This is a genomic window from Corynebacterium sp. ES2775-CONJ (assembly GCF_024814515.1).
GTDB lineage: Bacteria > Actinomycetota > Actinomycetes > Mycobacteriales > Mycobacteriaceae > Corynebacterium.
In genome coordinates, this window is the sequence record NZ_JANUXT010000001.1 from 59,427 (window position 1) to 81,720 (window position 22,294).

General features: G+C 53.4%; 23 protein-coding genes. 15 read left to right on the forward strand and 8 right to left on the reverse strand.

Features of this window, described 5'->3' with window-relative positions; genetic code table 11:
* Positions 1 to 39 precede the first annotated feature (39 nt).
* Positions 40 to 642 (forward strand): hypothetical protein, encoded by a 603-nt coding sequence (locus NXT01_RS00270; protein WP_259076146.1) that lies wholly within the window; start codon positions 40 to 42, stop codon positions 640 to 642.
* 42 nt (positions 643 to 684) lie between these two features.
* The gene (locus NXT01_RS00275; RefSeq protein ID WP_259076148.1) at positions 685 to 1,383 is read left to right on the forward strand and encodes a peptidylprolyl isomerase; all 699 of its coding nucleotides are present in this window, start codon (positions 685 to 687) and stop codon (positions 1,381 to 1,383) included.
* 580 nt (positions 1,384 to 1,963) lie between these two features.
* On the opposite strand, the gene NXT01_RS00280 is transcribed toward NXT01_RS00275, so the two are convergent.
* A complete protein-coding gene (locus NXT01_RS00280) occupies positions 1,964 to 2,893 on the reverse strand; it encodes a hypothetical protein (protein ID WP_259076150.1) in 930 nt (309 codons plus the stop codon).
* Between the two features lie 102 nt (positions 2,894 to 2,995).
* Here NXT01_RS00280 and lspA point away from each other — a divergent pair, with 102 nt between their 5' ends.
* Genes lspA through NXT01_RS00295 form a run of 3 tightly spaced genes read left to right on the forward strand, consistent with a single transcriptional unit; the run spans position 2,996 to position 4,910 of the window.
* Complete coding sequence (lspA, locus tag NXT01_RS00285; RefSeq protein ID WP_259076152.1) at positions 2,996 to 3,448, forward strand: signal peptidase II; 453 nt, start codon at positions 2,996 to 2,998, stop codon at positions 3,446 to 3,448.
* Between the two features lie 41 nt (positions 3,449 to 3,489).
* Complete coding sequence (locus tag NXT01_RS00290) at positions 3,490 to 4,377, forward strand: RluA family pseudouridine synthase (RefSeq protein ID WP_259077082.1); 888 nt, start codon at positions 3,490 to 3,492, stop codon at positions 4,375 to 4,377.
* 5 nt (positions 4,378 to 4,382) lie between these two features.
* Positions 4,383 to 4,910: a hypothetical protein gene (locus NXT01_RS00295; RefSeq protein ID WP_259076154.1), complete on the forward strand. Its 528-nt coding sequence runs from the start codon at positions 4,383 to 4,385 to the stop codon at positions 4,908 to 4,910.
* On the opposite strand, the gene rarD is transcribed toward NXT01_RS00295, so the two are convergent.
* On the reverse strand, positions 4,885 to 5,784 hold the full coding sequence (gene rarD / locus NXT01_RS00300) for an EamA family transporter RarD (RefSeq protein ID WP_259076156.1): 900 nt from the start codon (positions 5,782 to 5,784) through the stop codon (positions 4,885 to 4,887). The genes NXT01_RS00295 and rarD overlap by 26 nt on opposite strands.
* A 98-nt stretch (positions 5,785 to 5,882) precedes the next feature.
* Between rarD and dnaE the strand changes: the two genes are divergently transcribed.
* Positions 5,883 to 9,446, forward strand: coding sequence for a DNA polymerase III subunit alpha (dnaE, locus tag NXT01_RS00305; RefSeq protein ID WP_259076158.1), 3,564 nt, complete (start codon positions 5,883 to 5,885; stop codon positions 9,444 to 9,446).
* 37 nt (positions 9,447 to 9,483) lie between these two features.
* Here the strand turns inward: dnaE and NXT01_RS00310 are convergent, their stop codons facing one another.
* Together NXT01_RS00310 and NXT01_RS00315 are read right to left on the reverse strand one after the other, a co-directional pair.
* A complete protein-coding gene (locus NXT01_RS00310; RefSeq protein ID WP_259076160.1) occupies positions 9,484 to 9,837 on the reverse strand; it encodes a hypothetical protein in 354 nt (117 codons plus the stop codon).
* Complete coding sequence (locus NXT01_RS00315) at positions 9,837 to 10,247, reverse strand: hypothetical protein (RefSeq protein ID WP_259076163.1); 411 nt, start codon at positions 10,245 to 10,247, stop codon at positions 9,837 to 9,839. Before NXT01_RS00315 ends, NXT01_RS00310 begins: the two co-directional genes overlap by 1 nt.
* A 207-nt stretch (positions 10,248 to 10,454) precedes the next feature.
* Here NXT01_RS00315 and ilvA point away from each other — a divergent pair, with 207 nt between their 5' ends.
* The 4 genes from ilvA to NXT01_RS00335 are packed head-to-tail and all read left to right on the forward strand — an operon-like array spanning position 10,455 to position 12,990.
* Positions 10,455 to 11,753, forward strand: a complete 1,299-nt coding sequence (gene ilvA, locus NXT01_RS00320; protein WP_259076166.1) for a threonine ammonia-lyase IlvA — start codon at positions 10,455 to 10,457, stop codon at positions 11,751 to 11,753.
* Between the two features lie 3 nt (positions 11,754 to 11,756).
* Entirely contained in the window at positions 11,757 to 12,401 is a 645-nt protein-coding gene (locus NXT01_RS00325; protein ID WP_259076169.1) for a YigZ family protein, read from the forward strand.
* A complete protein-coding gene (locus NXT01_RS00330; RefSeq protein WP_259076171.1) occupies positions 12,398 to 12,622 on the forward strand; it encodes a hypothetical protein in 225 nt (74 codons plus the stop codon). The genes NXT01_RS00325 and NXT01_RS00330 overlap by 4 nt, the downstream gene beginning before the upstream one ends.
* Positions 12,616 to 12,990: an RNA-binding S4 domain-containing protein gene (locus NXT01_RS00335; protein WP_259076172.1), complete on the forward strand. Its 375-nt coding sequence runs from the start codon at positions 12,616 to 12,618 to the stop codon at positions 12,988 to 12,990. The genes NXT01_RS00330 and NXT01_RS00335 overlap by 7 nt, the downstream gene beginning before the upstream one ends.
* Here the strand turns inward: NXT01_RS00335 and NXT01_RS00340 are convergent.
* The 4 genes from NXT01_RS00340 to NXT01_RS00355 all read right to left on the reverse strand — a co-directional run bounded on the left by NXT01_RS00340 (position 12,987) and on the right by NXT01_RS00355 (position 18,776).
* On the reverse strand, positions 12,987 to 13,976 hold the full coding sequence (locus NXT01_RS00340; RefSeq protein WP_259076173.1) for a GTP pyrophosphokinase family protein: 990 nt from the start codon (positions 13,974 to 13,976) through the stop codon (positions 12,987 to 12,989). The two genes, NXT01_RS00335 and NXT01_RS00340, sit on opposite strands and share 4 nt — an antisense overlap.
* A gap of 699 nt (positions 13,977 to 14,675) precedes the next feature.
* Positions 14,676 to 15,935 carry an exonuclease domain-containing protein gene (locus NXT01_RS00345; protein ID WP_259076182.1) on the reverse strand — a complete coding sequence of 420 codons (1,260 nt, stop codon included), beginning with the start codon at positions 15,933 to 15,935 and terminating at the stop codon, positions 14,676 to 14,678.
* Positions 15,936 to 16,005: 70 nt separating this feature from the next.
* Positions 16,006 to 18,249: a glycogen debranching protein GlgX gene (gene glgX, locus NXT01_RS00350; RefSeq protein ID WP_259076185.1), complete on the reverse strand. Its 2,244-nt coding sequence runs from the start codon at positions 18,247 to 18,249 to the stop codon at positions 16,006 to 16,008.
* Between the two features lie 11 nt (positions 18,250 to 18,260).
* Complete coding sequence (locus tag NXT01_RS00355) at positions 18,261 to 18,776, reverse strand: TetR family transcriptional regulator (RefSeq protein WP_259076197.1); 516 nt, start codon at positions 18,774 to 18,776, stop codon at positions 18,261 to 18,263.
* Positions 18,777 to 18,960: 184 nt separating this feature from the next.
* Between NXT01_RS00355 and NXT01_RS00360 the strand changes: the two genes are divergently transcribed.
* From NXT01_RS00360 to NXT01_RS00380, 5 genes are all read left to right on the forward strand, one after another.
* Positions 18,961 to 19,617: a nuclear transport factor 2 family protein gene (locus NXT01_RS00360; protein WP_259076200.1), complete on the forward strand. Its 657-nt coding sequence runs from the start codon at positions 18,961 to 18,963 to the stop codon at positions 19,615 to 19,617.
* Positions 19,618 to 19,684: 67 nt separating this feature from the next.
* Entirely contained in the window at positions 19,685 to 20,251 is a 567-nt protein-coding gene (locus NXT01_RS00365; RefSeq protein ID WP_259076203.1) for a hypothetical protein, read from the forward strand.
* Positions 20,252 to 20,316: 65 nt separating this feature from the next.
* The gene (locus NXT01_RS00370; protein ID WP_259076206.1) at positions 20,317 to 20,802 is read left to right on the forward strand and encodes a hypothetical protein; all 486 of its coding nucleotides are present in this window, start codon (positions 20,317 to 20,319) and stop codon (positions 20,800 to 20,802) included.
* An 86-nt stretch (positions 20,803 to 20,888) separates the two neighbouring features.
* Positions 20,889 to 22,085: an MFS transporter gene (locus NXT01_RS00375; RefSeq protein WP_259076207.1), complete on the forward strand. Its 1,197-nt coding sequence runs from the start codon at positions 20,889 to 20,891 to the stop codon at positions 22,083 to 22,085.
* Positions 22,079 to 22,276: a hypothetical protein gene (locus tag NXT01_RS00380; protein ID WP_259076209.1), complete on the forward strand. Its 198-nt coding sequence runs from the start codon at positions 22,079 to 22,081 to the stop codon at positions 22,274 to 22,276. The genes NXT01_RS00375 and NXT01_RS00380 overlap by 7 nt, the downstream gene beginning before the upstream one ends.
* The last annotated feature ends 18 nt before the right edge of the window (positions 22,277 to 22,294 follow it).

Sequence of the window (22,294 nt, forward strand, 5' to 3'; positions counted from 1 at the left end):
ATTAGATCCGATCGTGAACCGATAAAGGAGATTTCTTTGATGACCTCGTCGAAAATCGCGGCCCTAGCGCTTGCTGCCACCACCGCATTCAGTTTGAGTGCCTGCTCGACCGATACCGATGCAACCACCGATACGGTGGCCCCTACAGAGACCACGATGAGTCCCACGGAGGCTATGGCCCCCAGTCTGCCTACTGCCGAGGAACTCAATGCACTCTTGGCTCTCGCAGCCGACCCCAACGTGCCAGTGGAAGAGAAGACCAAAACAGTCCAAGGTGGCGAAACTGTACCAGAGCTCTTCCAGGTCATGACCGATTCTAAGTTGGAATCAGGTGCAGAGTTCCAAGTGGTTCAGCCCATTCTTCCCGGTTATACCCCTGACTCAGTACTGGCAACGGTCAATTTCATGCTGCCGGATCGGGAACCTCAACCAGCGGAGAATGTAGAATTCATCTACGAAGATGGGCACTGGAAGCTATCCCAATCCTGGGCCTGTACCCTAATTACCAATACGGTCACTCCCGAACAGGTCCCACCGCTATGTAATGAGACCTTAGGTAATGAGCCTGCTGCTCCTGAGAACCCTGGGGTGCCAGCGTCCCCAGAAGATGCTGAGATGCCACCAGCCCCACCAGCAGCGTAGAAAATATTAACCAGAAAGATACAGGACGGCGACGAAGAATTGATGAAGAGCTTAGCCAAGATAGCCCTGATCACCTTAAGTAGTGGTGCTCTTATCGCAGGGTGCAGTACTGATAACTCATCGACGGCACCAAATGGCGAAGCAGCGCAAGACGCGACAGCGGTTTTCGCCGCTGAGTGTGGTATCACGGCAGAGGGATTCGGTGATATCTCCGAAAAACTCCCGGAAGACAAACTATCTGACCCGGTCTCCTTAGTCTTTGAAACTAACCGCGGCGATATCCCCTTAACCCTTGACCCGCACAAAGCTCCCTGTACCTCGGCGATTATCGCTCACCTGGCGAAGTCCGGCTTCTACACCAATACGGTGTGCCATCGTCTGACTACTGACGGGATCTATGTGCTCCAGTGCGGCGACCCAGAGGGAACCGGACGAGGTGGCCCCGGCTTCCGCTTTGCCGATGAATATCCGGTTGGAGAATCTGCGCAAGGACTCTATATGGCCGGCACTGTAGCCATGGCTAATGCGGGCCCTGATACCAACGGATCTCAGTTCTTCATCAACTACAAAGACTCCCCATTGCCCCCTAACTACACACTCTTTGGAACCGTGGAACCTGAAGGGATGGACGTTCTTAGGGATATCGCTGCTCATGGAGTCAAAGATGGCGCAGTCGATGGCCCACCCGCACAGAGTGTGGAGATCGAAAAAGTTAGCATATCAGCGCCGAAAAAGAAATAACCTAGCAAAGTCACACCCCTTGGGATTCCCAAGGGGTGTTGTGCATGTGGTATCTCGTGCTCGACGAGAAGATGCGCTTAGGCTATAGAGAGCGTTTCAGCAACTCACCACATAAAACCAGCTATACACCAGCGCTGATGGCGCGATCACCACCTATGCCTTACTGCTTTCCGTGCGAGCACGCACTCCAGCGGCCGCCCGGTGTCTCGAGTCCGGCACCCCGCGAAGCAGGGAATGCGGGGACCGCTTGATCCCCTCACCACAGCAGTGGGGGTATCCTATGCTCGATGAGATAGCGCGCTCACGGCGTCCACACCGCCTAGAGTCGTCGATAAGTGCATCATCAATCTGCCTGTGCGCACCGCGTACCTACGCTACACTCCAGAGCTGAAGGTTGCTTTCACTGGCATCTCTGCGAGCAAGCTGCACAATCTTCCCCCTATGATCTTGGCTCAAAGACTCTAATTGCTCAGTGCGACAGGACCTATATACATGTTCGTTCCTATAAATCTATTGACCTCATGACGCCTGTGTGGCCGTGGGCAGGGAGGTGGCTGCACCTAGTATCTCCACTACCTTTTTACTGCGGTGGAACGAACTCCACAACGGTGCTGTTATCTTGTACCACCCGCACCTCATTACCCGCGGCTGCATATATAACTCGCGCGATAACTTTTAAACTACCGGAAACAGGCAGCGGGTGGGAGGTATCAATGACTAACTCGCCTTCGCTTACACTCTCGGCGCTGATAACCTCTAGTTTTTCCCCTTGAGCCTCGATGGCTCCCTGCGAGGGACGTTGCTGAACACTCACTCCTAGTCGCACCACAGATCCAGATCGCTCGAGAAGCTCGAAGGTCATATCCTGTAAGTAGCTGGCGGAAGCACTAGTGATCCGTGATTCAACTGTCCATCTAGCGCCGACCCCAACGGGCTCTTGGGGGAAAATTACCGGTAGCCCCACCAGGGTCAGCAAACTGTCTTCTGTCTGGGCTCGAGCAGCATCTGTGGCCTGAGTGGGAGCAGCAAAATTAACGGAAGAGATCCTCCCGGAATCGTCAGCGAACCATCCAAAACCGAAGCCGCGGGCAGTATCGAGATCGGTATCGGAATTGGCGCTGCGGACCTTGAGAAAAACGCTTCGAGTGGACTCTTCGGATTGCTGAGCAGGGACGCTCTCCGCAGTGACCTTAAGCGTGGTCACCGCAGGTGACGCCGCGTCTAAGGAAGGCTGGGGGCTGAGCGTATCGCCGGTCGATATCTGCTGACTCAGCGAGGACCCGACCTTCACGGTCGCTGCTTGAGTGGGGGTGTTGTGATCCTGAAAGATCAGGGGGTTGCGGGGGCTTTCTCCTTTCTCAATAAGTCGAACTCGTGGGGGCTGTAGCGCTAGACCTACAGCCTGGTCAACCGGTACTTGATCGCGCTCACCGGTGACACTGCATCCTGCAATACCTGTCAATATGATGGCTACCGAAAGACTGACAAGGGTACGAGAGAGAGAAAACATGTACGTAGCCTACCTGTTGGTAGCGGGGGCAAGGTAGCGAAAAGAGGGACCTTTTGCAAAGATAAGAGGGTGCAGAGATCGAAAAGCTTATATTTAACTGGCATGATCTGGGGGATCATCGTGATCTTGGCTCTCCTAGACCAAGGCATCAAAGAGTGGATCCTCGCCAATATTGCCCGCGGTGACAGATGGCCGATCGTGGGGGAGTGGCTGAGCATTCGTCTCGCCTTCAATTCTGGTGCCGCCTTCTCCCTGGGCTCGAGTACGACGTGGCTATTTACGCTCATTAAAACGGTCGTGCTCATTGGCATTCTAGTTTTTTCGTTCCGTGTTAATACGGTGTGGGTCGGTATCGTCCTTGGTCTTGTCGGCGGTGGCACCCTGGGAAACCTTATTGATCGTTTGATACGACCTCCAGGATTCTTTTTTGGGCATGTTGTTGACTATATTTCGGTCTCACGGTTCGCGGTTTTCAACTTTGCCGACGCCTGCCTCACCATAGGAATCGCGATCTATGTGGTACGTTCGCTCCTCGCGGAGAGGAGTGCCCAGTGAGAGAACACCGCACCTTCTCAATCCCCGAAGGTTTAGATGGAATGCGTGTCGACGCTGCCATGTCCAAACTGCTTGGGATTTCACGCACCGTTGCCGCTGAGCTCGCCACTAATGGCGATATATCAGTCGATGGGAAAATCCTGGGAAAGGCAGATAAGATCACCCCAGGTGGCCTTCTCGAAGTGCTTCTTCCTGCGCCACAGGAGCCGCTAGAACCCAAGGCTGAACCTGTTGAGGGCCTCGACATCCTCTATGCTGACGAGGATGTGATAGCGGTAGATAAACCGGTAGGAGTAGCTGCCCACCCCACGGTGGGCTGGGAAGGTCCCACTGTTGTTGGGGGTTTAGCCGCTGCGGGCTTTCGAATATCTACCTCCGGCCCCCCAGAACGCAACGGAATCGTGCAACGTCTAGACGTTGGCACCTCAGGTGTCATGGTAGTGGCGGCGAGCGAGCGCGGTTATGCGATACTCAAGCGCGCCTTTAAGGAGCGGACTGTCAAGAAGACCTATCATGCGCTCGTGCAAGGTCATATGGATCCCTTCCAGGGGACAATTGAGGCCCCCATTGGCCGCCACCCAAGTTCGGGATGGAAGTTCGCGGTGACCACTGACGGTAAATATGCGGTTACCCACTATGAAACCCTAGAAGCTTTCGTGGAGGCTTCGCTTTTAGAAGTACACCTTGAAACTGGGCGGACGCACCAAATTCGCGTGCACACAGCTGCACTGCATCACCCGTGTTGCGGTGATCCGATGTACGGCTCCGATCCGGTTATGGCACAGCGCTTAGGCCTAGAGCGGCAATGGCTGCACGCGGTTAGACTCGGTTTCGAGCACCCCGCCTCGGGTAAATGGATGGAGATCTGCTCACCATATCCACCGGACCTCCGTCATGCGCTCGACGTAGTGCGCGCTGGCAATTCTTAGTAGCCATGGCGGCTGATACTATCCGCGTCGGCCTAGCTGTTGTATCGCTTGCCGTGATGGGCTTGGGTTATAGCTTCTTTGTTGCTGATACTGCCAAGGAACCACCCGTGATCTTTAACGGCGATGTACTAGGGCCAGAACGTGGGGAGACGCGCGCGGATTATCAGCAGCGATCACGTATGAGTAGGCGAGAGCATCATGCCCCCGCTTTTGCCTATATTAGTTTTGTGCGTCCCATCCCCGCCGACCTGGCCGGCGAGATCGTCTTAGCGGTCGAAAGAGTCAATGCGGTGGGGGTAGGCGAAGCTGCGGTCATTGGTATACCCGAGACTATTACTCAACCTCGGGGTGACCATCTAGAGGAACAAATTCGGCTGAAAGGCCTCGATCCCAATGCTGTGACGGGGCTTGTTGTCCACGCCTCACCGACAACTCTTGATCAGGTGGCACAAGCCTCAGAGGTACTCGCTATCGAGGTTCTCCCCTCCGATGCTCGCTGGGGACTGTTTAGCGTTCGACCCGTCTCCTATTAGTCCTATGTGACCGATGGGATCTATGGGATCTGGTGGCGCGAATGAGGGTATCGCTCATATAGATGGCAACAGCGATCCAGATGAGGATAAAACCCATCCACTTCCATGAATCGACGCTCTCGTTGACAACAAAAACTGCCCATAGTAGCTGCATAGTCGGGGTCATATACTGCAACATCCCCACCGTTGACAGTGGTATCATCCGCGCGCCCTTTCCAAAGAGGAGAAGAGGAACAGCAGTAATCACGCCTGTAGCGATCAGAAGGGCACTGTGATGAGGTCCCACGGAGGCGAAACTACCCTGACCGGAGTATTCGAGGTAACCTATCGCCGCTAGAGCGCAAGGAGTGAGCACCAAAGTTTCAGCCGTCAAGGTGAGCGAAGCTGGAAGATTGATTTTTTTCTTAATCAGACCATAGGTACCAAAACTAAATGCCAGACTTAAAGCAATAATTGGGGGCTCACCTGCGAGCACTGTCAGAAATACTACTGCGAGAACCGCAATGCCGATGCTTATAGTCTCGAGAAAACGCAAGCGCTCCTTAAGAAAGATAATTCCGAAAAGAACGTTGACAAGAGGGTTAATAAAATACCCGAGTGCGGCATCGGCCACATGCCCCGAATTAACAGCAATCACATAAATAAGCCAATTCAATGCAATAGCGATACTGGCAAACGACAACCACCCCCACGTTGTGCGGTCGATCTCGCGCAGTCTGCGTGCTGTGCCCGTAAGAGAAATGATGACCAGCATGATAACGGCGGTCCACACAATACGGTGGGCTATAATTTCATAAGGGGAAGCCGCAGCAAGCAGCGGAAAATAAGCAGGGAATAGACCCCACAGAAGATAAGCCGAAACGACATACAGCATAAGCGCTCATCATAGTGCCAGAAGCCTAAAAACCTCGAAAATCTCCCGGCCCACCAGACAGATGCACGGGTGAAGTAAACACACTAGACTCAACACCTATGGCAAAAAAATCTTCCTTCGTACACCTGCATAACCACACGGAATATTCCATGCTCGATGGGATGGCTAAGGTGAATATGCTGGCCGAGGAAGTCTCCCGCCAAGAGATGCCAGCAGTGGGAATTACCGATCACGGCAATATGTTTGGCGCGGACGCCTTTTACCGAGCAATGACCGGCGCCGGCATCAAGCCAATTATCGGCATCGAAGCATATCTAGCCCCCGGTTCTCGTTTCGATCTCAAGCGCCAGCGGTGGGGTGATGAAAGCCAAAAATCCGACGATGTCTCCGCGTCGGGAGCGTATCTACACCAAACAATGGTGGCAGAAACAGCTGAGGGGCTTAAAAACCTCTTTTATCTCTCGTCGATGGCCTCGTATGAAGGTCAACTGGGCAAGTGGCCACGTATGGATGCCGAACTCATTGCTGAGCACGCAACCGGCATTATTGCCACAACTGGGTGTCCCTCCGGCGACGTTCAAACGCGCCTGAGGCTCGGCCAATTTGATAAAGCCTTAGAAGCTGCCGCGATGTGGCAGGACATCTACGGACGAGACAATTATTTTCTCGAGCTCATGGACCACGGCCTCAATATTGAGAACAGAGTTCGCGGCGAATTGCTAGAGATCGGGAAGAAACTCAACCTTCCACCTCTAGTGACCAATGACTGCCATTATGTCTTGGAGTCTCAAGCTCATGCCCACGAAGTCATGCTGTGCGTGCAAACGGGTAAAACAATGCACGACCAAGATCGCTTCAAATTCGACGGCAGCGGCTACTATGTCAAATCTGCCGCCCAGATGCGTGAATTATGGGATCATTTGGTTCCGGATGCGTGCGATAACACCCTCTGGATCGCCGAGCGTGTTCAAGACTATGGTCGCCTGTGGGAGCCACATCCCCATGACCGCATGCCCATTGCGGATGTACCGGAAGGACATACTCCGACCTCGTGGCTTCAGCACCAGGTCGCAGAAGGCCTCAAAGAGAGGTTCCCTGGCCAGGAGGTGCCCCAAGAATATCTCGACCGCGCACGATACGAAATCGAAGTAATCGATTTGAAGGGCTACCCCTCGTACTTTTTAATTGTCGCGGAGCTCATCAAATACGCTCGTTCGGTGGGTATTCGTGTGGGACCAGGCCGAGGTTCGGCCGCAGGTGCACTCGTAGCCTACGCGCTCACTATCACCAATATCGACCCAATTGAGCATGGATTGCTCTTCGAGCGCTTCCTCAACCCGGAACGCCCCTCGGCCCCCGATATAGATATCGATTTCGATGATCGCCGCCGAGCGGAGATGATCCGCTACGCGGCCGAGCGCTGGGGTGAGGACAAGATCGCCCAAGTGATTACATTCGGCACCGTGAAAACGAAACAAGCGCTGAAAGACGCCGCTCGAACCTTGCACGGCCAGCCAGGATACCAAATTGCCGATCGCATCGCTAAAACCCTCCCGCCTGCGGTAATGGCCAAAGATATCCCGCTATCTGGCATTATGGACCCAGAGCACCCCCGCTACCAAGAAGCCGGTGAGGTTCGCAAACTCATCGAAGCCGACGCAGAAATAAAAAAGATCTACGATACTGCCCGAGGCCTTGAAGGAGTGGTACGGCAGGCGGGTGTTCACGCTTGTGCCGTGATTATGGCCTCAGTTCCACTGCTTGACTGTATTCCCATGTGGAAACGCCCAAATGACGGTGCACTGATCACAGGCTGGCCCTATCCAGCATGTGAAGCCATAGGCTTGTTGAAAATGGACTTCCTAGGGCTCCGCAACTTAACGGTTATCGGCGATGCTATCGAGAATATTAAGATCAATCGCGATACCACCGTGGATCTCGAGAGCCTCGACACCCATGATCCTGAAGTCTATAAATTGCTGAGCCGAGGAGATACCTTGGGTGTCTTCCAGCTCGACTCTGCTGGCATGCAAGAGTTGCTCAAGCGCATGCAGCCAACTGGCTTTAACGATATCGTGGCATCCTTGGCGCTCTACCGCCCAGGGCCTATGGCAGTGGGCGCGCACCATGAATACGCCGACCGGAAAAACGGACGGAAGCCCAAAGAACCCATCCACCCTGAGTTGGCGGATGTCCTTGAAGATATTCTCGCCGAAACTCATGGGCTGATTGTTTACCAAGAGCAAATCATGGCGATCTCTCGCAAGCTGGCCAACTACACCGCGGGTGAAGCAGATGGCTTCCGTAAAGCCATGGGTAAAAAGAAAAAAGAAGTCCTTGAAGCAGAATACGAGAAATTTTCCACTGGCTGCTTCAGCAATGGGTTTTCCAAGGAAGCGGTCGACGCATTGTGGAATGTGATTTTGCCCTTCGCCGGCTACGCTTTCAATAAGTCCCACGCCGCAGGCTATGGACTGGTCTCCTATTGGACCGCCTACCTGAAGGCTAATTTTACAGCTGAGTATATGGCGGCACTGTTAACATCGGTGGCGGACAAAAAAGATAAAATGGCGATCTATCTAGCGGATTGTCGTCACCTCGGGATTTCTGTGCTGTCCCCAGACGTGAATGAATCGCGATTCAACTTCCTCCCTGTGGGTTCCGATATCCGCTTCGGACTCGGAGCGGTGCGAAATGTCGGCGAGGACGTGGTGAATTCGATTGTCAAAGCGCGCGAAGACAAGGGCAGTTATAGAAACTTTTCTGACTATCTCGATAAAATTGACCTCACCGCCTGTAATAAGCGCGTCACGGAATCGCTGATCAAAGCGGGTGCCTTTGATTCTCTCGGGCATCCGCGCCGGGGACTTTCACTTATCTCCGATGAGGCCGTTGATGCCGCCACCGGGCCGAAGAGGGCCATGGATAAGGGGCAATTTGATCTTTTCGCAGGTCTCGGCGCCGATTCGGACTCGAGTCCGGCGGAGATTTTCACTATCGACGTCCCTGATCAGGAGTGGGATAAGAAGCACCAATTGGCTCTCGAACGCGAGATGCTCGGCCTGTATGTATCTGCGCATCCTCTCGATGGCTACGAAGATGCCCTTGCCGCTCAAACCAAGACTCCGCTGTCGATCATCGCTTCACAGGACGTCAGTCATGGCCAAGAGGTCGAGATTGGTGGCATCATCTCAGCCGTTGATCGGAGAGTATCGAAAAAAGATGGTACACCGTGGGCCATTGTGACCGTGGAGGACCATGCTGGTGTGCAAGTTGAGGTCCTGGTTTTCTCGAAGACTTATGCCATTGTGGGTCCACATATCGTTGAAGACAATATTGTTCTCATCAAAGCCCATATCAGTATCCGGGAGGATCGGGTTGGAGTTTTCTGCGATGATCTGAAAATACCCGATTTGGGTATAGGAAATGGAACCGGGTTACCAGTTCGTTTGAACCTGCGCACCGATCAATGCACGATGGAGAATCTTGGCAAGCTCAAATCTGTCTTGCTGGCTAATAGCGGGGAATCGGATGTGTATCTCAACCTTGTCGACGGAGATGAATCGCACACAATGATCTTAGGTGAAAGCCTTCGAGTCGAACGGTCAGCTAGCCTTATGGGTGACCTTAAAGCGACCTTGGGCCCTGGGATTCTGGCTTAAAGAATAAAGGCGCTGCTTGGATATGCAGCGCCTTTATTCAGCCGACAAGCACGGTAGATAATTGCTGGGTTCGAGCGATGAAATCATCGATTTGCATACGAAGGCCCACAAGGAAATTATGTGGCCCCTCTGCAATGATGCGGTAGATCAGAGCTGCACCGCCCACTAAGGCCGCCGCAATCATAGTGAGATCGATAGGGGTACTGCCGGTTAAAGAGGAACCAGGTTTGAGCGCCTGCTCATAGAGTGACCCCTCTTGCTGTTCGACGTCGGTGGTCATGAGTTCCGCTGACTGCTGTTTCTGGTTAGTGGGCGCCTCTGCGGCCACTGCGTGCCCGGTTATAAGCGGAAGGGTGAGCATAACCGCTGCTACACTGTGGGTCACCCGCATTAAACGCGCACCCCAGCCTGCTTAAGAGCGTTGTTGAGCATCCCCTGTAGTTCAGGGAAAGCCCGGAATACCGAAGCCCCGAAAACGGCAATAGATGCTATAAGACCGAATACTGCACTAATAATGGGAAGGTGCTTTTCCTCGAGGTCGCCCATCCGGACAAGGGCTCCATTCTCGTTGAACTCGAAGAAATCATCCTCGGAAGAAGCTACGCCATCCGCACCCTTGTCACTGCCATAGTGGTCGGGTTTTTTCTCCTCAGTTGTGGGGGCTGCAGTTGTCCCGGTGGTGCCGGTGGTCTCAGTGGTCTCAGTGGTTTGGGAACTTTCGGTGGCTCCAGCGGGCACGGCGATCAGAGCCGCGACAGTACCTAGGCTGACCACCAGGGTGCTAATAGAACGAGGGCGCATCGTTTGCTCCTTTATAAATGTAGTGAGTCTTGTAGTGAGCGTGATTCCTTGCGATAATAACGCATTGAAGCAGTGTGATCACCAATAGCAAAGACGTTAGCAGGTTTGACCGCACGGTGCGCGATACCAGATGCACACTAGCTGGTGAGAGCCCGCAGCCGAGGTGATTTTTTTCGCTCGAAACCTAAAGCGCTAAGCTAGGTATTCATGAGTACCCCAGCAGATCATTCGCCAGCACAAACTCCGGTTAATATCCACGCAGCGGATATTCAAATTGCGCAGGCTCGAATTTCTGCAACAATCGGCACCACACCTTTACAATTCTGCCCCAGGCTCTCACAATTAACGGGCGCCGAGATCTACCTGAAGCGCGAAGATCTTCAAGATGTTCGTTCCTATAAGATTCGCGGGGCTGTTAACGCTATTTCACAGCTCAGTGATGAGCAGAAAAAGGCTGGAATTGTGGCAGCATCGGCTGGCAATCATGCCCAAGGCGTTGCTTTCGCGTGTCGGACTAAGGGAATCAACGGTCGTATTTTTGTACCCTCAGCTACCCCCAAACAGAAGCGGGATCGCATCATGGTGCACGGTGGCGAGAATATTACCTTGGAGGTCACTGGGGCAAATTTCGATGAGGCAAGTGCTGCAGCTCATCATTATGCCCTGGAGACAGGAGCGACGATCATCGAGCCCTTTGATGCCGCAAATACAGTGATCGGCCAAGGCACGGTGGCGGCAGAAATTCTCTCTCAGTTATCGGCCTTGGGTAAAACCCTTGACACAATTGTGGTCCCCGTGGGCGGGGGCGGATTGATCTCGGGAATCTTAAGTTATTTGGCTGATCTGTCGCCTCGTACCGCAGTGGTGGGGGTCGAACCCAAGGGAGCTCCATCTTTGGAGGCGGCCTTAAAAGCCAACGGCCCTGTGACGCTTCCAGCTGTCGATCCCTTCGTTGACGGAGCAGCTGTGAAGCGTATAGGGGATATTAACTACCAAGTAATTGAACAGAATCTCGGTCGGCTGCACCCGTTGACGGTCAGTGAGGGTGTGGTGTGTACCGAGATGATCGAGCTGTACCAGAACGAAGGAATTATAGCTGAGCCCGCGGGAGCTCTTTCCGTGGCGGCGCTGCGAGATCTGAAATTTGGTGCTGGTGATATCGTCGTGTGCGTGATTTCAGGCGGCAATAACGACGTCCTTCGTTATTCCGAGATCGTCGAGAGATCACTCGTGCAACGCGGACTTAAGCACTATTTCTTAGTCAGTTTCCCCCAGGAGCCCGGACAGCTGCGAAGCTTTCTTAACGACATCCTAGGGCCCGATGACGATATCACTCTATTCGAGTATCTCAAGCGCAATAACCGCGAAACTGGCACTGCATTGGTAGGTCTACAACTAGGGTCTGCTAGCGATATCGACGGGCTCAAAGCGCGGATGGATGCATCCCGAATTACCTGCCGACACCTTGAGCCTGGAACGCCAGAATACGAATTTGTGGTGAGTTAACCGTTGGCAAGAGCATATCGGCGCCCGAGAGCCCATCGAGAATTCTTTAACGAATTTGAGATCAAGCGCAGTAAATTTCTCACCTTCATCGCTCGGGTTGAAGATGAAGAGCAGGCACGCGCGTTTATTGCAGAGATTCGATCCCGTTACCCAGATGCTCGCCATCACTGCAGCGCCTACCTCTACCACGTCGACGGGTCGAACCCAATCGAGCGATCCTCAGATGATGGTGAGCCCTCTGGCACCGCTGGTACCCCGATGCTGGATGTGCTTCGAGGTTCCGGACTCCTAGATATCGCAGCGGTGACCGTACGATATTTTGGTGGCATCAAGTTGGGCGCTGGTGGTCTAGTACATGCCTATTCCGATTCTGTTATGCGCTGCCTTGATCAAGTCGAAAGTGTCAGTCGCGCACGTCAAGATCTTTTTCAAGCCGACTTCAACTACAGTGATGCAGGCAAGATAGAAGCCGAATTACGTGGACGCGGATTTCATGTGACTGAGGTGGAGTACAAGCATCGCGCACATTTTACAATCGCGGTAGACCCGGGTGGAAAAGCGGAGTTAGAAAGCTTTCTAGCGGCACTGACTGCAGGTGGGGCGCGGCTTACTGATGCCGGAAGTACGTGGGTAGAATCAAACCTATGACTCTTCAATCACCACATAGCACCGAACAAAGAAAAATAGCCGTGCGCAGTCACGCCCGCGCCGCCGTCGCTTGGGGCGGTGCTGGGTTGGCCGCTGCCGTGGGAGGGCTTTTAGTTTCGCAGATCGGCATCAGCATCATCGCCGCAGCCGTTAGCTTAGCTGGAGTGGGTGTGAACTACGGGCGAATTCGTGCGATTATCAACTACCGTGATCAATGGTGACCGATAACAGTCCCGTTCGAGTCGACTCCTGGGTATGGGCGGTACGGTTACTTAAGACACGCTCGAAAGCAGCTGATGCCTGCAAGGCAGGCCATATCAAGGTGAATGCGAAAGCAGTGAAGCCTTCGCACCTTGTCGTCCCTGGAGATCGGGTTAGTGTTTGGGCAGATCATCATTTCACCGATGTTGAAGTGACCAAAACCATGAAAAAACGTGTGGGCGCCAGCATAGCTCGAACGTGCTATATCGATCATTCGCCGCCGCCTCCGCCAAGAGATTTAGGCATCCCACGACGAGATCGTGGTGCGGGCCGCCCGACGAAGAAGGAACGTCGACAGCTCGATCGTTTAATCGGGCGCGACCGTTAAAAGACGTGGGAAACTAACGGGAGACTCCGCTCGAGGCGATGAACGCGCTGTTTAGGGTGCTTTCCACTTGATCCGGTGAGGCGGATATGCTCGCGACCGTATTGTGCAAGGAGAAGATCGTCGATTACTCGCACGTGTCCAGGGCGGAATTTATAATTCATGGCTTCACGGATACGGGTGATATTCCGAGGGCTCAATAATGCTTCCAGTTGGCCAGCAGTACGAATTTCGTGAGCGTGGAGAAGCTCCTCAAGCCACTGGTAGCTGGAGATAGACGACTGAGGGATCTGGTTGCCGTTGATCATGGTGATAATCCCCGGCAAGGTTTCGGCAGTAAATTCCACCCCAAGATCGGCCGCGGAACTTTCGCGAGGTTCCTCGATAGCGGCAATCTGATCAAATTGTTGATCGGCTAGTTCGATCAAGCCTGCAGCAAGGGTAAAAGCCCGATCAACTTGAGGAGACAATTTACGCGATCGACGCTTGTATCGGATATCGTGCTCGAATTCGGCCCAGGCATGCTGCAGAACGGTACGAATCTGCACCTCAAATTCTTGGCCCATATAGTTAGACAACTCGCTGGTTCTACTATCAACTTCCACGATGAGATGGTGAGAACCGTAGCCAAAGGTTCCTGAAATGCGAGCCTGCTCCGCCTTATCCACACTTCGGCGCACCGTGAATTCATCGCTTAAAGCCTCAATGATCTGTGGAATCTCAGTCGAGTGGTAGGTGGTAATACGTACTCCGATGAGATCGTGGATATCACGAATCGGGTTGGGGTAAACAGGGGAGCCATCGGCGTGCTTCTTTTTGATCTTAGCGCGCAAGGAGCGCCACGATTTTATGCGTACGCTGACCCGATCGTAGGCTAAGCCAGCATCTGCTAGCACTCTCTCGATAGCATCACGGAACTCAGGTACAGCATCAGGGTGAGTTTTGATGAAGTCCTGGTGGAAATTATGAAGATCCGAGAGCGAATTCACAATTACCTATCATAGCGAGCGCCGTGCGGGAGCTACGAATTGATCGTGCATTATGGGTCGAGAACGCAGTATACGAGAATTCCATCGGTATAATTTTTTTTAACCACCATTCCTTGGGGCTATGAGAAGGCGAGACGCTGTGGTTCTCTCACTTTTACTCGTTGGGGTTGAGCAAGAGGAGCGCCTTGACTGGGTGAAAATCTAGGCAATAGTGAGATGATGCCTTCATTGAGCCACCGGCGTGTACATTAGCTGAGGACCTGCAGGGGGAGCAGGAAAACCACTACTAAGTATGGGGTATAGAGTCAGAGAGGTTTAGAATCGTTTGGTTTATTGATGGGGTAGCAGTTTAGGGATATCTAGCTTTCCCCGTCGCATCCAAGGAGCGGATGAAACGAGCTTTGTATACAACCTTCATCGCTGGGGTTTAGCGCGATTTGTGCGTTGGTTCTGACGCATACTCGTCGATGATCTCATGGATATGTCAATTTAATATGTGGAGCACACCGAGCACCGAGACAGGTTTTATTATTGCTTCGTCATAAGGGGCGGTATGGATATTTCAAGCTCTCCTTCATATTTCAACGGTGCGGCGAGGACGAGCGAGCCGAAGTAGGATGAGATCGCCCTGGATATAGAGCTGCTGACGTGTTAAGGGAGGCTATACTTCCTACCGCATGAGTCGCAATACCTTCTGGTTTAGAAAGGAGGATTGAGATTGGCGTCTAGGCCAAGAACGTCAAAAAGTTCTTGAGCTGTCCAGAAAGCTATGGCCTGACCCTTGTCGTTCAGATCTTCTGCACGTTTTTGCTTGGTGGTAATGCAGTTCCACGGCCCGATCACTAATAGAGTGGTTTTCTTGGTCACATTCTTGGCCACCGTAGCACCTGCAGCTGCAAGTTTTTGCCACAAGAGACCTTTATCGAAGGGATCGAAATCACCGGTGAGGGTCACTACGTGCCCATAAAGAGGATTGCGGGGATCAGCCTCGGTATTAGTATCCGGGACCTTCTCCGGTGTGGCAACCTTAGCCCACGGCTGCGATTTCCTAGGCGTGCTTTCCTTTGGCACCGGTGCACTGGCGAGAGAGGCGCGCAGCACTGGGTAAACCCTATTGCTGTTGAGCGAACCGCGTTCGAAACCAAATGTCATAAAAACCTCCTCAAGGCTCCCACTGGTCCGCTTCAGGCGGGTAAGAGCAGCGAAGATCTCTGCGCAAGCCTTGGCATCGCAGAGAGCATCATGGTGGTGTTCAAGATCAACGTTGAGATGATCTGCGACGACATTAAGTTTATGCGAAGCTATAGGCAGGTGACAGGACCGGGCCGCGGCGAGCGAGCACGCGAAATTCCACTGCGGGGGATCAACCTGTGCTGCGGCTGCGGCTCGGAAGAAGGCTGTCATATCAAATTGAGCATTATGCGCCACTACGTCGTCGTCAGCGACCCACGCAATCACCTCGGGAAGGATCTCTGCAAACGGTGGGGCGGTAGCAACGGTTTTCTCAGTAATGCCGTGGAATTCTTTATTGAATTCGTCGAAACCTGCGATTGCAGGCTGGCACAACCAGGACTTAGTTTCGACCACCAGGCCGTCTCGCACCCGGGCTAAACCAACCTGGCAGATCGACCCCCAGTCACTATTGGCTGTTTCCACATCGATGCCACAGAAATCCAGATTGGCTATAGCGGCCAGTTCTCCCTTCTTAGCAGCCTCTAGAGCTTGGAAGAATAACTCGATCTGATGGTCCGAATTTGGGGGAAAAGTGATCGTGTGCTCGGGGTCATCTCCAATCTGGACGACACCTCCCAGGATCGAGCTGGGGGTGCGGGTAACCCGCGCTGGTCCGAGCGGAAGGGTGAGGGGATGGGCATCAAGTGAGGCGGTCAGGAGAGTGGGGTGAATGGTGATCTCCTGCGCGGTAATGGTGACTTCGCCGCCATGGATGGAAATAGTCATAGAAAGCCTCGTGTCTTGATGAACCCAGCGGGCGGTGCGCTACTCCAGATAGGCACCGCCCCTTTTTGTATTAGCTATCGTATTCTTCTCGCTCAGCATACTCATCGCCAGGGACACTAGCATTGACCGGCGGATCTACCTGCCGGAAGATGAGAATGGAGCGACCCTGAACGGTCATTGAACCCCCGGATTCGATGACCTTACCCTCCAGTGGGTACCCCGTGGGTTCCGTAGTGTCTACGACGAGCTTCCACGAAGACCCGAAGTTCTCTGGTGGCAAGGTAAATTCGATGACGTCATGATAGGCATTGAAGATCATGAGGAAGGATTCATCGATAATCGGGTGCCCGCGACGATCGGGCTCAGCAATAGATGCTCCATTGAGATAGACCATTAAAGCTTTGCCAAAAGCGAATTCCCAATCCGATTGGGTCATGAGCTTGCCGGATGGAACCATCCACGCAATATCGCGATCGGGGGCGTCCTCACCTAGTGGTCCGCCCGCGAGGAAATTACGGCGTCTGAAAACCGGGTGGTTGGCGCGGATACGAATGAGTCGCTTGGTAAAACCTAGTAACTCGTGGTTATCGGCCACCTGGTCCCAGTCCATCCACGCGAGCTCGTTATCCTGGCAGTAGACGTTATTATTGCCAGACTGAGTGCGCGCAATTTCGTCACCGTGAGCCAGCATGGGGGTGCCTTGGCTGAGTAAGAGCGTGGTGAGGAAGTTGCGACGCTGCTGAGCACGCAGTTGATTAATATCGGGATCATCTGTGGGACCCTCGGCGCCACAGTTCCACGAGCGGTTGTGGGACTCGCCATCGCGGTTACCCTCACCATTATCCTCATTGTGCTTTTCGTTGTAGCTGACGAGGTCATTAAGGGTAAAGCCGTCGTGGGCAGTAACGAAGTTGATGGAGGCCGTAGGCCGACGCCCATTATGTGCATAGAGATCCGAGGAACCTGTGAGTCGGGATGCGAACTCGCCCAGCGTGGAGGGCTCGCCTCGCCAGAAGTCCCGAACGGTGTCGCGGTATTTCCCGTTCCACTCGGCCCAGATGGCAGGGAAGTTACCTACCTGATAACCACCCTCGCCCACATCCCACGGTTCAGCAATGAGCTTAACGCGTGAGACTACTGGATCCTGCTGTACGAGATCGAAGAAAGTAGCGAGCTTATCCACGTCATGCAGCTCGCGCGCCAGGGTGGAGGCGAGGTCGAAGCGGAAACCGTCCACGTGCATTTCGGTGACCCAGTAGCGCAGTGAGTCCATGATGAGCTGCAGTGGGTGAGGGTCGCGAACATTAAGGGAGTTTCCGGTTCCCGTATAGTCCATATAGTGGCGTTTGTCGCCATCTACCAGGCGGTAGTAAGCCTCATTATCTATACCTCGGAAGGCGATCGTTGGGCCGAGATGATTTCCTTCGGCTGTATGGTTATAGACAACATCGAGAATCACCTCGATACCAGCTTCGTGGAAGGCGCGAACCATGCCCTTAAACTCGGATACGGCATCGCCTGGGGTCTTAGCGGCTGCATAATCCAGGTGCGGAGCAAAGAAGCCGAAGGTGTTATAGCCCCAGTAGTTGCGCAGTCCCAGATCACGCAACCGGTCATCCTGTAAGAACTGGTGTACAGGGAGCAGTTCAATGGCAGTGATGCCAAGATCCTTGAGATATTCAATAATGGCTGGGTGTGCTAGGCCAGCATAGGTTCCGCGGAGTTCTTCGGGAACGTCAGGGTGGGTCATAGTCATTCCCTTGACATGGGCCTCGTAAATCACCGTGTCATGATAGGGAACCTGGGGCGCGCGGTCTGAGCCCCAGTCGAAGAAGGGATTGACGACGACAGAGAGCATGGTATGCCCGAGGGAATCCTCGGTGTTGCGTGCCTCTGGTTTATCCGGCTGAGTGATGTCGTAGCTGAAGAGGGAAGCATCACCGTCAAATTCGCCATCGAAGGCGCGAGCATAGGGGTCCACGAGCAGCTTCGACGGATCGCAGCGTTTGCCGTCGGCGGGGTTATAGGGGCCATGGACACGGAACCCGTAGCGTTGACCTGGAAGTACGTTGGGTAGATAGCAATGCCAGATATGGGCGTCTACCTCAGTAAGAGAAATGCGCTCCTCGTTATTATCAGCATCGATGAGGCACAGCTCAACTTTTTCAGCAACATGAGAAAAGATAGCAAAATTGGTGCCAGCACCGTCGTATTTGGAGCCGAGTGGGAAAGGATCACCCGGCCAGACCTTGCGGGTGGGTTGATCGTTAACGCTGGAGGGTGAGTGCTCCTCCGCAATCGGTTCTGTAGTCATAGCCCAGTATCTTAGCCCGAAAGAGCTTGAATTCCATTTAAGATGATATCAACGCCGGCTAAAAACTGGTCACGGGCATTGTCCGCATCAAATGAGGCCCCTAGGCGTTGGGCCTGGTTTTGCTCAAATACGCTGGCGCCCACGACATAATGGACTAGGGTCGCGGCGGCGATCTGTGGTGTGTCAGCAGTGGTGGCCTTACTGAAAATACCTTCAACCTCAGCACGCAGATCATTGCTGATAAGCGCCGTACCAACAAGCTCAGCGCCGTCGGTGATTCCTAGCATCGTGGTACGCAAAAAGAGGGCTGCTTCGCGCAGATCGTGATGGTCTAAAGCTAGAAAATCTGTTAAAAGGGTTCGAGCGGTGGCGTCGATCAGAGCTTGTTTATTCTTGATATGCCAGTACAAGGCTCCAGGTGCAACAGCAAGGTGTGTGGCTACGCGTCGCATGGTCATATCCGCTAATCCATAGCTGCTGAGAATATCGATGCTGGCTTGAATGATCGCGCTCTTATTTAACTCCACGCCTAGTATCTTAATACCTCTGCCATAACGATGATGCGCGACCGACAAAGGCGTCGTGGGGAGCGAGGTTTGACAAAGGCTGGGAACTTTCTCATAAAACACTGGGAGGATCTTGATCTCAGTTGATGAGTGTTATAGTGGGTATTTAGACAAGAGATCAACCCTAATAAGGAGTTTTATTACCGTGAGTTTCGTTTATAAGAAGGCGGCAGTGGCCACCGTAGCAGCGAGTTCTCTGCTCTTAGTAGCATGTGGTTCTGACGAGGCGGAGTCTCCCACCACCTCGGTTGCAGTCTCGACCGTTACGAAGGCTCCGGTTACAACAACTGTTGAGAGCGCTGAACCAAGCGCTGCTCCTGAGGATGCTGAGAAGAAGCCAGAGCAGCCACCGCTTCCTCCCGCACCTCCAGCTCCTCCGGCTAATCCCCAAAACCCAGCGGTTCCGACAGAGGTTCCCTTCCCGGTAGCCGAGCATGCGCCTGTCTCTGATGGCGGCCCAGCGACCCCTGAACAGGCTGCTCAGATTGAGGGGCTGATCCGCGGTCTCCAGGATCAAAAGACTTTGCGTAGTTTTATGACCTACGTTCCTAATAATTCCTGCCAACATGTGCGTGACCGCATTTATGCTGAAGCTGGCAACCAATTTGACCTCGTACCTGATGTTCCGCTTAGCGAGGTTCCAGAATTTGCTAATGCCAACTCCCGTGTCGATGCCATTACGGACATCATGGTTAATGGCACCACAGCTTCTGCCAACGTAACCACGAGCTGGTCTGATGGAACATACACCGGTGTCCAGCGCTTTGTTAATGAGAATGGCCGCTGGGTTTTCTGCGACTAAAATATATGTCCAGCCCCCGTCGATTTTTGCGACGGGGGTATTTTTGGCTAGTGGGAGGCGAAGGGGATTGTCCCATCAAGACGCGGTGATTAACCACCACGGTGACGCGGCCGTAAAAGTTACGGTGGACTTGCATGACGGTGGAACATCTAAAGTGCACACCCATCTTAAGTTTTTCGATGAGCTATTACTCCTTTTCGCAGACAGCGCTCGAATCAGCCTTAAAGTGTTGGTGGAGCCCGATCCGCTGGGGGAGCCCCAAAACATCATCGAAGAGACTGGAGTAGCCCTGGGCCAAGCGATTCACACAGCAATCGGCCGTGCGGGCGATTTTCGGTCTTATGGGCATGCGGTCGTTGCCGCTTCCCGGGCGCTAGCGGAAGTAGCGATGGAATATCCTGCTGATCCAGTGAGCGTGGTCAGTGGGGAACCCGAACCGATGGTAACCGCTGTTGTTGATGACCATTATGCCACGATGATGAATGAATACTTCTTCGAAGCTTTTGCTGCGGGGGCACAGATGAATATGCACGTGATAGCCCGCTATGGGAGCAGTCCGCGAGAGATTACGCAGGCTGAATTTAAAGCGACAGGGGCAGCGCTGCAGTCGCTCCTGATGGAACTGTGTACCTAGGATTAATCGAACAAGTTTTCGAAAAACTGGGACGGGTGTCTACTTCCCTCACTACAGTGGGCGTTATGAAAAAAATTCCCGATCCCCGTCAGCACCGTCCGATTGTTATGCACCCCACGACACTCGATGAGTTATACAACGATATATCGTCTATTTGGAGCATGATCAAGCATCCGAGATCTCTGGCTCGGGCCACTGGGGCGTGGCGACCTCCCCGAAAAATCGTTGGCGACTACCCAGCAGCCCCCACAGCTATCGTTGCGGTGCGCCGTTACCGGATAGGCGCGAAAGCGAGAGAGGACATTCGGCTATATTCCCCTGGCGCTTCCCCCGCCTATCTCATTAGTCTGCGCTTGAGCTCCCCGGAATCTAAATTTCTTCCCCATAGAAGTGCAGAATGGTGGATTACCCATATAGTAGGTGCGCGCCATCTAGAGTGCGTTCACGAACTCAGTGCCGAATACGCACCAACCTATTGCTGGGTAGTCAATGCCCAGATGGAACCGATCGCATCACCCGCTGCGCTCTTTGCGGAATCTCAGGTGGCTTAGGCGGAGAGAAGGGGACTATCCTTGATGCGGATTGTCGATAGCTGTAAAGGAGTGACGAGAAAGTCCACGCTGGCTTTAGCAACCGCATGAGTGTTGATAGTAATAAGACTTCGCTTTGTTCCATCACCGGATTCGTCCCTATCTTGATAGCAGTGGCGGGAGCCTTCGGAAATCTTTCTCTCCTTCTGCCGCTGATACCTTTAGCCGTGATCCAATCGGGTGGCAGCTTGAGTCTTGCCGGTGCGACGACTGGAGTCTTTATGGCAGCCACTGTCGGGGCGCAAATACTGACTCCTGCAGCCCTAAGGAGATGGGGCTTTACTACAGTCATCATCTTCTCTGCCCTCATGTTAGGGATCCCCTCCCTGGGCTATATATTTAGTGTTGAGACCACTTTTCTGCTTGTGATTTCTGCCGTGCGAGGAATCGGCTTTGGCGCTCTCACAGTCGCTCAAGCCGCGGTTTTAGCGGCCCTAGTCCCCGCGCGCTCCTTGGGAAAAGCGATGGGTCTCATGGGATTTTGGATCGGATTTGCCCAATTAATAATGCTGCCTGCGGGCGTCTACTTAGCCGATCTTTTGAGTTTCCGATGCGTATATATTCTCGCCGCCGCAGTGGCGCTTGCAGCTGCGGCGATGGGACTGCTTATTCCATCTGTGGCGGTGCCGCGCCCTCATCTTAAGGCCACTCGGAGCGATAATATTAGGCTGCTGCAGAAGGTATTCGAACCTGCCGTTGCCATGTCAGCGACTGCCATGGGGTTTGGTGCGCTCTCTGCGCTCCTTCCTGCGGCTATGGATAGGAGTGGGGCTTCGTTGACGCTGTCCACGTTTATGCTAGCTGGACTAGGCGGAGCTCAGATGTTGAGTCGTTATGGTGCTGGTCTTTATGCTGACAGTCGGGGTCGTGCTGGTTATTTGATCCTGCCAGCCTTGGGTCTTGCTGCCAGCGGCTTGGGGCTGGTAGCCGTGACCATATTAGGGCATTGGGATCCCATATTTTTCTTGGTTGCAGCCATTATTTTTGGGTGTGGCTATGGGGCTGTGCAGAACGAAAGCATGGTAAAAATGTTCCAGAGCACCCCTCCCTCGCGTCTGTCCACCGTATCCGCCTTGTGGAATATTAGTTTCGATGGCGGGACGGGTTTGGGTTCATTTATCCTGGGTTATACTGCAAGTATTTTCGCCTACCATGGTGCCTTTATTGCCTCAGTGATAATTATTCTAGGTGCTGGCGCAGTGAGCCTCTACCAAGTCCGACGGAAGAAGGTAAGAATTTGTTGATCACTACCCTCGCACAAGAATCAGAAACTAATTATGTCCTCATCTACGTCCTTATTATGGCGGGCGGTTTTATGCTCGGGGGAGCGTGGTCAGCTTATCGACAGGGCCTACGCATTGTGGCGGTTGCGCTGGCGATCCTGGCCCTTATGGCATTGGTGTCGGCCGGCCTATGGGCATACGGGCTTTTTTAAGCTAGCACTACGGCTACA

What these genes read in the sequence shown, in the direction of transcription:
- NXT01_RS00375 (WP_259076207.1), top strand. Translation starts at nt 20,889, where the DNA reads ATGAGTGTTGATAGTAATAAGACTTCGCTTTGTTCCATCACCGGATTC.
- ilvA (WP_259076166.1), top strand. Translation starts at nt 10,455, where the DNA reads ATGAGTACCCCAGCAGATCATTCGCCAGCACAAACTCCGGTTAATATC.
- NXT01_RS00335 (WP_259076172.1), top strand. Translation starts at nt 12,616, where the DNA reads ATGGTGACCGATAACAGTCCCGTTCGAGTCGACTCCTGGGTATGGGCG.
- NXT01_RS00310 (WP_259076160.1), bottom strand. Translation starts at nt 9,837, where the DNA reads ATGCGGGTGACCCACAGTGTAGCAGCGGTTATGCTCACCCTTCCGCTT.
- NXT01_RS00280 (WP_259076150.1), bottom strand. Translation starts at nt 2,893, where the DNA reads ATGTTTTCTCTCTCTCGTACCCTTGTCAGTCTTTCGGTAGCCATCATA.
- NXT01_RS00345 (WP_259076182.1), bottom strand. Translation starts at nt 15,935, where the DNA reads ATGACTATTTCCATCCATGGCGGCGAAGTCACCATTACCGCGCAGGAG.
- NXT01_RS00270 (WP_259076146.1), top strand. Translation starts at nt 40, where the DNA reads ATGACCTCGTCGAAAATCGCGGCCCTAGCGCTTGCTGCCACCACCGCA.
- NXT01_RS00275 (WP_259076148.1), top strand. Translation starts at nt 685, where the DNA reads ATGAAGAGCTTAGCCAAGATAGCCCTGATCACCTTAAGTAGTGGTGCT.
- dnaE (WP_259076158.1), top strand. Translation starts at nt 5,883, where the DNA reads ATGGCAAAAAAATCTTCCTTCGTACACCTGCATAACCACACGGAATAT.
- glgX (WP_259076185.1), bottom strand. Translation starts at nt 18,249, where the DNA reads ATGACTACAGAACCGATTGCGGAGGAGCACTCACCCTCCAGCGTTAAC.
- NXT01_RS00330 (WP_259076171.1), top strand. Translation starts at nt 12,398, where the DNA reads ATGACTCTTCAATCACCACATAGCACCGAACAAAGAAAAATAGCCGTG.
- NXT01_RS00290 (WP_259077082.1), top strand. Translation starts at nt 3,490, where the DNA reads ATGCGTGTCGACGCTGCCATGTCCAAACTGCTTGGGATTTCACGCACC.
- NXT01_RS00315 (WP_259076163.1), bottom strand. Translation starts at nt 10,247, where the DNA reads ATGCGCCCTCGTTCTATTAGCACCCTGGTGGTCAGCCTAGGTACTGTC.
- lspA (WP_259076152.1), top strand. Translation starts at nt 2,996, where the DNA reads ATGATCTGGGGGATCATCGTGATCTTGGCTCTCCTAGACCAAGGCATC.
- NXT01_RS00295 (WP_259076154.1), top strand. Translation starts at nt 4,383, where the DNA reads ATGGCGGCTGATACTATCCGCGTCGGCCTAGCTGTTGTATCGCTTGCC.
- rarD (WP_259076156.1), bottom strand. Translation starts at nt 5,784, where the DNA reads ATGCTGTATGTCGTTTCGGCTTATCTTCTGTGGGGTCTATTCCCTGCT.
- NXT01_RS00370 (WP_259076206.1), top strand. Translation starts at nt 20,317, where the DNA reads ATGAAAAAAATTCCCGATCCCCGTCAGCACCGTCCGATTGTTATGCAC.